At 55.0% G+C, this 11,354-nt stretch carries 5 protein-coding genes; 4 read left to right on the top strand and 1 reads right to left on the bottom strand.

Going from position 1 to position 11,354, the window contains the following annotated elements:
- The first annotated feature begins 67 nt into the window (after positions 1 to 67).
- From ACO064_RS09310 to ACO064_RS09295, 4 genes are all read left to right on the top strand, one after another.
- The gene (locus tag ACO064_RS09310; RefSeq protein ID WP_421827111.1) at positions 68 to 4,063 is read left to right on the top strand and encodes a cellulose binding domain-containing protein; all 3,996 of its coding nucleotides are present in this window, start codon (positions 68 to 70) and stop codon (positions 4,061 to 4,063) included.
- Between the two features lie 6 nt (positions 4,064 to 4,069).
- On the top strand, positions 4,070 to 6,034 hold the full coding sequence (locus ACO064_RS09305; RefSeq protein WP_421827110.1) for a heparinase II/III domain-containing protein: 1,965 nt from the start codon (positions 4,070 to 4,072) through the stop codon (positions 6,032 to 6,034).
- A gap of 8 nt (positions 6,035 to 6,042) precedes the next feature.
- Positions 6,043 to 8,166, top strand: a complete 2,124-nt coding sequence (locus ACO064_RS09300; protein ID WP_421827109.1) for an alpha/beta hydrolase family protein — start codon at positions 6,043 to 6,045, stop codon at positions 8,164 to 8,166.
- Positions 8,167 to 8,290: 124 nt separating this feature from the next.
- Positions 8,291 to 9,670: an FAD-dependent oxidoreductase gene (locus tag ACO064_RS09295; protein WP_421827108.1), complete on the top strand. Its 1,380-nt coding sequence runs from the start codon at positions 8,291 to 8,293 to the stop codon at positions 9,668 to 9,670.
- 46 nt (positions 9,671 to 9,716) lie between these two features.
- Here ACO064_RS09295 and ACO064_RS09290 read toward each other — a convergent pair whose 3' ends face one another.
- Entirely contained in the window at positions 9,717 to 11,192 is a 1,476-nt protein-coding gene (locus ACO064_RS09290; RefSeq protein WP_421827107.1) for an SLC13 family permease, read from the bottom strand.
- Between the last annotated feature and the right edge of the window lie 162 nt (positions 11,193 to 11,354).

Here is an 11,354-nt window from a genome sequence, read left to right as displayed (position 1 = left end):
CTGAAAAACCGGTTGGACGGGCTTCTGTTACGCTTTTCGAAAATCCTCAACCCTCCTTTATCACGTTATGAAAACCTTGAAATTTACTGCCTTTTTACCTTTTTGCGTATTCCTGTTGATTCAGGTATCAACGTACGCCCAACCCTTTACCCCCTCGCCCGACGTAGTCACACAGTCGCTGAATGCCAGCCTGGTTCGCTGGGCTCCCGATCCGGAAGCCGGGCAGGAACACCTTATTTATGGGGCCGTATCGACGGGGAAAGCCATGAACTACCTGGCCCTGGTGGCGTATCACAACCCCTCGAATACCGCCGTCGTGGACAGGCTTCTGCTCCAGATTCGCAGTGCCATCAGGGGCGGATATGAGCCAACCTGCCGGGGAGGTATTGCGGGCTGGGCCGATAACGCGCTGGCCCAGACGCTAACCCTGGCCAAACATACGCCGGTCGTCTGGGGGCAACTCACGTCGGCCGAAAAAGAGAAGTGCGACTGGCTGATGCGGGCGTTGACGGTCGTGGGCAACTACAATCAAAATTTCTACAACAACCCGGTGCGGTGCCTGTTGGGTGTCAACCCCTTCGGTGGCAAACGGAACGCGCCCAATATCCAGGAAGGGTACGTGGGCATCATGATTACGGCGCACCAGTACTTTGGCGGAACGGCGGCCGTAAACCAGCTTCTGGCCGATTTCAACTACGATACGTACCTGGCTGCGTTTGAAAGCCTGGGTTTTACGAACATCGTCTTTGGCTGGACGTATGCGTATGGGAATACGCCCGAAGGCCGCGCCCAGATGAAAGCGCTGATGGAAAATGGCGGTACGGATAAAGGGGGCGGCACCATCAATGAGCAGGGTGTACGGCAGCCCTTTACCTTTCAGAGCTATTATACCCGGGAGGAAGTTCCGTATGAACCGTTCCTGATTTATCAGGCACTGACCGAACGGATGTACCGGCATATCACGCACAACGTCTCGGAAAGCGGTCAGGCTTACGTATTGAAAAACCGGATTTCGCCCATGACCGGCCTGATGGGCATGTGTATGGAGTTTCAGTTTACGGATGGTTTTGGCGAGCGAAGCTCCGTGCGGTATGTGCACGAAGGCTGGATGAACAGCATCCTGACCTACGCAACCCTCCGGTCATTGGGCCTGTGGGGCACGACAGCCGCCCACCAGGACATCGACCGGCGGCTGAAAGTGGGCACCATCGATCTGCTCTACAAAAGCAAGGCCGGTTATCGGAGCCGGTACAACGGTGAGATCAGTGATCAGGCTGAAATTACAGACGGTTTTCTGGGGTATCCTTTTTTGAAAGATCTCTGGATCAATTATTTATGGGATCAAAAAGATGTGACGCTGTTCGAACTGATGACCCCGACCCTGACCGAATCGTTTACCGACGTGACCCTTAGCAGCGGTTTTTCCGATGGACAATTTACCGGTACGCAGGGGCTGATCTGGCAGTATACGCAGGCTCGCCAGGCGAGTGCCGAGGGCGTCAAACCGAATGATACCCGGGTAATAGCGCTGGCGGCCAACAGCAGCGGTATGCTGCGTACGACACTGACGAAGCCGGTGAAAATCGTGCGTTTCAAAGTACGGAGCCTGTCGGGTACGGGCGCCCCATCTATAACGGTAAAACAAAACGATCAGGTGCTCCGTACCTACACCAGTTTTAGCACCGACGAAACGGCCGTTATTGCCATCGTCGGATTAACGTCGGCCATTGGAGATCACCTTTCCATCACCAATTCGGGTTCAGTCGAATTAGTGATGGATGATCTGGAACTGGAACAGGTTTCGGTGCCGGAATCGCCCACCAACCTGACGGTTGCTAACGTCCAGATGCGCGAACTGACCCTGACCTGGTCCGATGGGTCGTCGACCGAGAGCGGCTTCCGGCTGGAACGTCGGGAGATGCCCAATGGCTCGTTTCAGGCTATTCAAAGCAACCTGCCTGCTAATACCGTTCAGTATACGGATCGGACGGTGAGTGCGGAAACCGGGTATGAATACCGCCTGTCGGCGTTTAACCTGGCGGGTTCGTCACCGGCGATCCTGACAACCGCCGAAACCCTGCCACTGGTGGCGCAGGACTCACTGAGCCTCAATCCAGTGGCTGATGCCTATGTCAATGCAGGTAACCTGAGCGGCAATAACTACGGAGCCCGGAACTTCATGAACGTGAAATATACGGGTCCCAACAGCAACACAACCCGCGAAGCCTTCATGCGCTTTGACTTACGGGCGGTTGTCAAACGCATCCAGCGGGCCCGATTGCGCCTGAATGGAATCTCCATCGAAGTGAACGCCCTGAATCCGCTTACGCTCCGTCTGGATGTAATTCAGCAGGATGACTGGAACGAGACGACCATTAACTGGACCAATAGCCGATCCTTCACGGCCCTGGGCGAAGTCGATCGCTGGGACCCGGTCGCCGGGATTAACCAGCGGGATCTGGCAACCGATTTGCTACAGGATCAGGCAGGGCAGGAATTGACACTGCGGATCAGCACTTCGGAGGCTCCGCTGGCCACCCTGAGCAGTCGGGAAGCAACCTCTTCCGGCCAGCGACCGCTGCTGACCATTTACGTGGATCACCTGACGGCTCCCACCAACCTCACGCTGTCGGGCAATGGGCAACCGGCACTGACCTGGAAAGACAACGCCGACAACGAAACCGGTTTTACGATTCAGCGCAAAGCAGCCGGGGGCAGCTTCACCGATCTGGCGACCGTTGTAGCCAACGTCACGACGTTTACTGATCTGACGGCTCAAGCCGGTGTTACCTACACCTACCGCGTCTATGCCTCGAATGGGCGGGGCAAGTCTGCCTACTCCAACACCGTTGAACTGACGACGCCCACGTTGCAGGTGCTGCACAAAGACGGCGATAACGGGCAACTGGCCAACAACCAACTCAAACCGGAGTTGCAAATCAGGAACCTGGGTTCCAATGCGGTTTCCTGTCCGGAACTGACCGTTCGCTACTGGTTCACCAGCGAGAACCACGCGTCCATCAATACCTTTATCGACTGGGCACAACTCGGCACCTCGCAGGTTAAATCGCAGTATGTACGGCTGACCGAACCGCGACAGGGAGCCGACGGCTACGTCGAGTATCGCTTTGAAAACGGGGCCGGTCAACTGGCCGCTGGTGGGAAATCGGGACCGATTCAGTCCCGAATTGCCAAGCAGAACTGGACGGTTTTCAACGAAGCCGACGACCATTCGTATGCGGGCAATACCGATTATGCGACCACCAGCCAGGTGACGTTGTACCAGAATGGGGTCCTGATTTGGGGTGTCGAACCAACGACTGTGAATTCCTTGACGCAGGTGGTGGCCGAGTCGGAAAATAAAAACCAGACCACCCATTCCAATACCATCAGTACGGATCTGCGGATTCAGAACACGGGGAACGTTACCCTGGGTTATAAAGATCTGAAGGTTCGTTACTGGTTTACGGCCGAAGGCAATCAACCGCTGAACTACTGGATCGATTATGCGGTGCTGGGCAACAACACCATCACGGGGCAGTTTGTGAAGCCAAACCCGGCGTTGGCAGGTGCCGACACGTATCTGGAGTTTAGTTTTGCGGAGAGTCTGGGAAATCTGGAACCGTCGAGTTCGACGGGTACCATTCAATACCGGATCGCTAAAAATGACTGGTCGGCCTTCAATGAAGCAGACGATCATTCCTACAAAGCTGCGGGGCCGATTGGAGCGAACAGCAGGATTACGGTTTACTACAAAGGCCAGTTGCTGGCCGGAACGGAACCCCAGCCGGGCGGGGCAAGACGGGCGGCTATCGATGCCGAAGATGGAACGAAAAACTGGTTTATTTACCCCAATCCCGCTAAAAATCAGATCGTTCTGGGTGGCGGTGATCCGGAAAAAGCCATTGACGTAACGATTCTGGGGCTGAGTGGTCAGGCATTCCAACACACGCAAACGCATTTCCGGAAACCGATGCGGGTAGAACACCTGCCGTCGGGTACTTATCTGTTACGGGTGATACAGGACCAGCACGTCCGGCACCTGAAACTTCTGAAACAGTAACCGCCAATGATGCGCTACACGATTGTTCTTTTGTTGGTATTGGCCGGGGAAACCGGGTTTTGTCAGGCCAAGCGAAATCTGCTCACCGGGAGCTTTTCGCGCAAACAGGTCAGTACATCGGTCGTGAAGGGGGTTGAATGGGTAGACTTTCCGGCCTATCATGATCGGCAGGGCTGGGCCAGCCTCCCTGACGCGGTGAAAACCGAGGCCATCCGGGAAGGTGAAAAATGCCTTGGCTACGGCTGGCCGCTCACCAAAGCATCGCTCTACCTGACCTACAGCCGAACCGGCAATCGCGAGGCCGCCGATACGGTGAACCGGGCCAAGCTCGACGCGTTGCGGTCGCTGGCGTTGGCCGAATTGGTCGAAGGCAAAGGGCGGTTTCTGGACGATCTGATCAACGGCGTGTTTGCCTACTGTGAGCAAACCGTCTGGAGTTCGCCCGCCCATTTTTACATGTATGGGTACGACGGCCAGATTGCCAATATCACCACGCTGTTGCCCGACAAAAACAATCCGATCATTGACCTGGTGACGGGCGATACGGCCGCTGATCTGGCCTGGATCTGGCACTATTTTCACGAGACGTTCGACAAGGTAAGCCCCATCATTGCGCAACGACTTGCGCAGGAATTACGCGCCAAAGTGCTCGAACCATTTTACCAGCGCAACGATTACTGGTGGATTACGGGCTGGGGCGAAGGCCGGGTCAATAACTGGACGCCCTGGTGCAGCTACAACGTGCTGACCTGCGTGCTGCTGCTGGAAACCGATCCGCAGAAACGCGAAGACGGTATCTACAAAACCATGCAGGCTGTCGATCTTTTCATCAATTCGTATCCCGAAGACGGTGGGTGTAGCGAAGGGCCGGGCTACTGGGGAGCGGCCGGTGGGCGCATGTTCGATTACCTGTCGCTGTTGCAAAAAGCCAGCCGGGGCAAAATTGACATTTACGGGAATGAACTCGTTCGAAATATGGGGCGGTACATCTACCGCGTCTACGTCGGCCAGGGCGAATACTACGTCAATTTTGCCGATGCCCAGGCGAAACTCCGTCACGACGGCGGACGGATCTACCGGATTGGCAAAGCCATTCAGGACCCGGTGATGCAGGGGTTTGGAGTGTATTTACAGAACAAAACCAGTCCGGTCGAAGCGATGAGGGGCGGACGACTGGGGAGCAACCTGGTGAATCTGTTCAGCCCCGCCGACTGGCGCACGGTTCCGCCGGCCGAACCGTTGTTGAAAGAATACTATTTGCCGAATCTGGACGTAGCGATTGCCCGCGAACGCGAGGGTTCCGCGCAGGGATTTTATTTCGCGGCCAAAGGCGGCCACAACGGCGAACAGCACAACCACAACGACGTGGGTTCGTTCATTCTGTTTTATAACGGCAACCCGGTTCTGATCGATGCAGGCGTGGGAACATACACCCGCGAGACATTCAGCAAAGACCGCTATACAATCTGGACGATGCAGTCCGACTACCACAACGTTCCGCACATCAACGGTTTTGCCCAGCACGAAGGGCGAAACTTCGCGGCCCGGCACTCGATTTTTACCCCCACAAAAACCGGTGTTCGCTTTTCAACCGACATCGGCGGAGCCTATCCGAAAGAGGCCGGGGTAAAAAACTGGGAACGCGCCTATGAACTGGAACGCGGTAAGAAGTTTGTCGTCAGCGATGCGTACCAATTGATGGCCCGAACGGGCGAAACCCGATTGCATTTTCTGACCACCTTGCCCAGCGAACAACCCAAAAACGGCGAACTGGTGCTGAAGGGCAACGGGTTTGACCTGCTCATGCGCTACGACCCGAAAACCCTGTCGGCCACGGTCGAAAAAAAGGAAATCGATGATCCAAAATTGAGACGGTCGCTGGGGAATGTCGTATACCGCATCGTGCTGGAACTAAAAACAACGGCTTTTGTGGGGCAAAACACGTTGGAAATCGTAGCCAGGGAGAAATAATGAGAGCCATGAAACCCGTCACCCTCCCGATTTTGCTGTGCATCAGCCTTGGTCTGACCACGTTCTTACGGGCGCAGGACGACCTGGCCGTATTGCCGTACTGGAAATACTACAATGGTCAGCCGGGCGCGCTCTACCGGCATCTGTGCGAACAGGCCTTCAGGCAACTGGAACAGCGCAAAAAGGCGGTTCAGGCTTTGAGAACGCAACAGGACTGGCAGAAACGGCAAACCGTAGTCCGGCAAAAATTGCAGGAAGCTTTTGGGGCCTTTCCCGAAAAAACACCCCTCAATCCGGTCGTAACCGGCAAACTCGAACGGGATGGCATCACGGTCGAAAAACTCTACTTCGAGTCCCTGCCGAAGTATTACGTAACGGCGGCTTTGTTTATGCCCACGGGGAAACGCGGGAACCTGCCAGCCATCGTATTTTGCAGTGGGCATGGTGCGCCAGCCTTTCGGAGCGGGGTCTATCAGCAGATGATTCTCAATTACGTCAAAAAGGGCTTTGCGGTTCTGGCTTTCGACCCGATCGGGCAGGGTGAACGAATTCAATACGAAAAAACGGAAGGACGACGCTTTGCGGGACTAAAACCCACGCTGGAACATTCATACCCCGGCGCGCAAGCCTTTGTGGCTGGGGTGACACCGGCGATGTATTTCGTTTGGGATGGCATCCGGGTCGTAGACTACCTGCTGACCCGCCCCGAAATTGATGCTACGCGGATTGGCGTAACGGGTCGGTCGGGGGGAGGCACGCAAAGTGCGTATCTGGCCGCGATGGACCCCCGGATTCGGGCGGCTGCGCCGGAGTGTTATCTGACGACCTACGATAAGCTGTTGCGTTCCAACGGGCCGCAGGATGCCGAACAAATCCTGCCCGGGATGCTGGCGAAAGGGCTGGATTTGGGCGATCTGGTCGAAGTGCGCGCTCCGCGTCCGACGCTGATGGTGACGACCACCCGCGATATGTTTAGCATGGACGGTGCCCGCGAACTGTTCGACGAAGCCAAAAAGGCTTATAAAACCCTCGGGGCGGAGTCGAATCTGGGTATGGTCGAAGACGATGCGCCCCATGCTTCCACGCAAAAGAACCGGGAAGCGACGTACGCTTTTTTTCAGAAACACCTCAACAACCCCGGCTCCAGTGCCGATGAAAACATTCCGGCGTTTCGGGCTGAAGAACTCAACGTGACGCCGACCGGCAACGTATTTGCCGCGCTGAAAGGTGAAACCTTGTTTTCGTTGATCCAAAAGCGGGCGTCGGCAGTTGCTCCCAAAATTACGGCTGGTAACTCATTGCAAAGTCTTACCAAACAGGTAATTGCGTTGACGGGGTACATACCGCCAACGTTAGGCGAAGTAATTTTTTCGGGTAAGTTTCCGCACGAGGGGTACGAAATGGAACGGTATTTAGTGAAAGGGCCGGGCGCGTATTACCTGCCCGTCCTGTGGTTCAAGCCGAAAAAAGGTACGGGTAAAACCGTGCTGTACATCGACTCGAAAGGCAAAGCCGGAGCTGCCCAAAAAGGCGGTGTGGCCGAGCAATTGGTAGAGGCCGGTTACAACGTGGTGCTGCCCGACCTGAGCGGAGCGGGTGAACTGGCCCAGGCGGATCTGCCCGGTGGTGATTCGCAGCTCGACAGCACATCGCTGAACCTGTGGTTTGCGGGCATCCTGACCCGGAAAAGTCTGGTCGCCGTTCGGATGGAAGAGATTCAGTTGCTGACGGAATTTATTAGAAGGAAAACCGGCACTTCAACGGTTTTGGCGGTGGGTGTCGGCACGTTTGTGCCTGATGTTCTGCACGCTACTCTGCTGACACCGGCCATCGGTCGGCTGGCGCTGCTCAACGGGCTGGGTGCGTATCGTTCCCTGATCGGGCAGGAGCAGTATCTGCCCCGGTATGTGCCGTCGGTTGTGGCCGGTGCCATCAACACCTATGATCTCCCTGATCTGGCCACCGCCCTTGCGCCCCGTCCCGTCTGGCTGGCCGGTGTCGTGAACGGAGCCGGGCAGCCGGTTCCTACATCGGAACTGGAGCGGTTATTTCCGTCGAAAGGAAAACACATCAGTCTGTCGTCAACGGCTGAACGTGCTGCGTTGCTGGCGTGGTTGAAAATGGAAAAGTAAGTACGCAAATCAAACACGGATGTTATCATTCAGAAGACTTTTTTAACGTCGTGATCGACCGGAGTGGCAAAGGAAACAAGAGTGAGTTAACCAATTTACGGACAGAATATTAACTTTTTTCGATATGCAACGCAGATACTTCTTATCAACAACCCTGGCTGCTGCTTCGGCCTCGTTACCCCTTCCCGGTTTGTCGCAGACCGTCCATGCCCCGGCAGCGGATAGGCTCAGCGAACCCGCCCGCGATATTCCGGTGGTCGATGCCTTTGATGTCATTGTGTGCGGTGCCGGACCCGCCGGGGTGGCAGCCGCCATTGAAGCCGGACGTAGCGGGGCGAAAACCCTGTTGCTGGAGGTACACGGTTGTCTGGGGGGCGTCTGGACATCGGGGTGCCTGACGTGGATTATCGATAATAAGAACAAAAAAGGACTGGTGGAAGAAATCAAGGACGGGCTTCGGCTGAAGAAAGGAGCCGCCACCGTTCCGACGGGCAATACGTTCTCGTTCGACGTCGAACAGATGAAAATTCTGTTGGAAGAACTATGCCTGAAAGCCAACGTAACCGTCCGGCTTTTTACCCGGCTGGTATCCGCATCCACGCAGAATGGCCGGCTCACCCACATCATCACCGAGTCGAAGTCTGGACGGGAAGCCTGGGGAGGTAAAGTGTTCATCGATTGCACGGGCGATGGCGATCTGGCCGCTCGGGCGGGTTGTCAGTTCGACTATGGCGACAGCGCCAGGCAGGGGCAACCGATGAGCATGCTTTGCCTGATTTCGGGCGTTCGCTATAACGAAATTAAGGAGTTTATCCGCGACGAGGCCGATAGTAAAATTGGCTCTCCCTCCAAAAAGCGGCTGGAAGAGGCCATTATCAAAGGCGGTCACAAACCCTCCTACGCCCGGCCCAGCCTGCACCCGATCTACGACGATTTGCACATGCTGATGGCCAATCACGAATACGGTTTTAATGGAACCGATGCCCGCCAGGTAACCGAAGCGACACTGAAAGGGCGGGCCGAAGTGCATCAGATTATCCGGAGTCTGCAGTCGCTGGGCGGGCCGTGGGAGAATCTGCGGCTGATGGCCACGGGTGAGCAGATTGGCGTGCGGGAAAGTCGCCGGATTCATGGGCTGTATACGGTTTCCCGTCTGGATTTGATCAAAGGATCGCGGTTTGAAGATGCCGTTTGCCGGGTTACGTTTGGGGTGGATGTGCATTCGGTTAAAAAGGAGGATGAAGCCACAACGGGCTACAACCGGGGTATGAACAGCAAACCGTACGACATTCCGGTGCGGGCCTTGATCGCCAAAGATGTGCAGGGGCTGATGATGGCGGGGCGGTGCATCAGTGGCGATTTTGTGGCCCATTCGAGCTACCGGGTCACGGGGAATGCCGCCTACATGGGCCAGGCCGCCGGTCGGGTGGCGGCACTGGCGGCCAAAAAGAACCTGTTGCCGCAGGATGTAAACTGGTCGGAGGTCAAGTGGTCGGTAGAGTAGAGAGGTTTTTGAGACATCCGGGTAAAATCTCGTGTATTCCCGGTCTTTATTTCCAGATAAATAGCCAGATAAGCATTGATGCGGCTGTGATGATCACGATGCCGGCAATGTCGAGCAGCAACCCTGCATTGCGCATATCAGCCGCACGGATCCGCCCACTGCCAAACACGATCGTATTGGGCGGGGTGGCTACGGGAAGCATAAACCCGAGCGACGCAGCCAGCGCGGCAGGCACCATCAGCATTAATGGGGGCAGGTGGGTTACTTTTTGAATGGCTATCAAAATGGGTAGCACCAATTGGATGCAGGCTACATTGGAAGCCAGTTCGCTAATGACACAAACGATAACACAAATGCCGGCGATAACAACCAGGGGGGACGCATCCTTTAAAAAAAGCAGTTCCTGGGCCATCCAGGAGCTTAGCCCCGACTGATCGCAGCCTTTTGCCAAAGCAAAACCACTGCCCAACAGGAGGATGATGCCGATCGGAAGTTTCTTCGCTTCTTCCCAGCTCATCAGCATTTTCCCTTTCTCATTTTTCGAGGGGATTAGAAACAGTAAAAATGCCATTGCAATAGCCACCGTGCTATCCGTAATAAACGAGGCCTGTGTCCCCAAAAGATGGCTCCAGCCGGTTATGTGAAAAGAGCCAAAATCAATATCCTTTCGGCCAAACCACAGGTAGGCGGTCATCACAAAAACCGCCAATACGATCTTTTCTTCAAATGCCATGTTGCCCAATTGCCGTAGGGAGGCAACGAAGTAACTGCGGTCGAATACCACTTTTTTGGCATGGCGCAGAAAGGAGAATTTAAGAATAAAAAACGCCGTGGTCAACAAGATTACGGCGATAGGAAAAGCCAGCACAAACCAACTGACAAAGTTCATGTCGTGGGCATCCGGGTAAGCATCTACATATATTTTGTAGAAAGCAAGATTCGTGGCCGTTCCCACGAGGGTAGCCATGCCACCAATGGAGGCCGCGTAAGCAAGCCCCAGCAGCATGGCCCTGGCGATCGCATTTCTTTGAAAAGCAGATAGGTTGTGTTTTTCCACCTGAACGATAATGCCCAGCACCGCGGAGAGCATCATCATGACGGTCGCCGTATTGGACACCCACATCGAAATAAAAAAAGTAGCGCCCATCACGCCCGCCAGCACGGTGGCAGGGTTGGTGCCCAGTTTCGACAAAATGGACAAGGCAATCCGCTGATGCAGGTTCCAGCGTTCAATCGCAAAAGCGAGCAGCACGCCCCCAATAAATAAAAAAATGGTTTGATCCATGTATTGGGCCGCCACCGTTTGCGAATCGGCAATGCCCAGGATCGGAATCAGGATGAAAGGCAGCAGGGCCGTTACGGCCAGGTCTGTGGCTTCGGTGAGCCACCAAATGGCCACCCATGCGGTCACCGCAGCCATTCTGGTCACCTCAGGATGGCCAGGGTTTAAGTCAGCAAAAAATAAAACCAGAAAAAACGCAATGGGTCCGGCTAGTAGCGCACTAAGATGGGCAGGTTTCACTGAATGTCGGTTCAGGTAGCAAAGCACGTCAATAATAAGGTAATAAAGCGGTATTATTTTGAACTTAAAATGAAAGAAGGAATAGGTGAGAACCTGTGGGGGTATGAGATAAAAGGTAAGCAGTACTTTGCTGCAGGATTTTCGAATGATTTAGGCGAGGAT

Source organism: Larkinella sp. (assembly GCF_965227735.1).
In the GTDB taxonomy this organism is placed as follows: Bacteria; Bacteroidota; Bacteroidia; order Cytophagales; family Spirosomataceae; genus Larkinella.
Note: the sequence above shows the minus strand (reverse complement) of the source record. Positions and strands in the feature narration are given on the sequence as shown.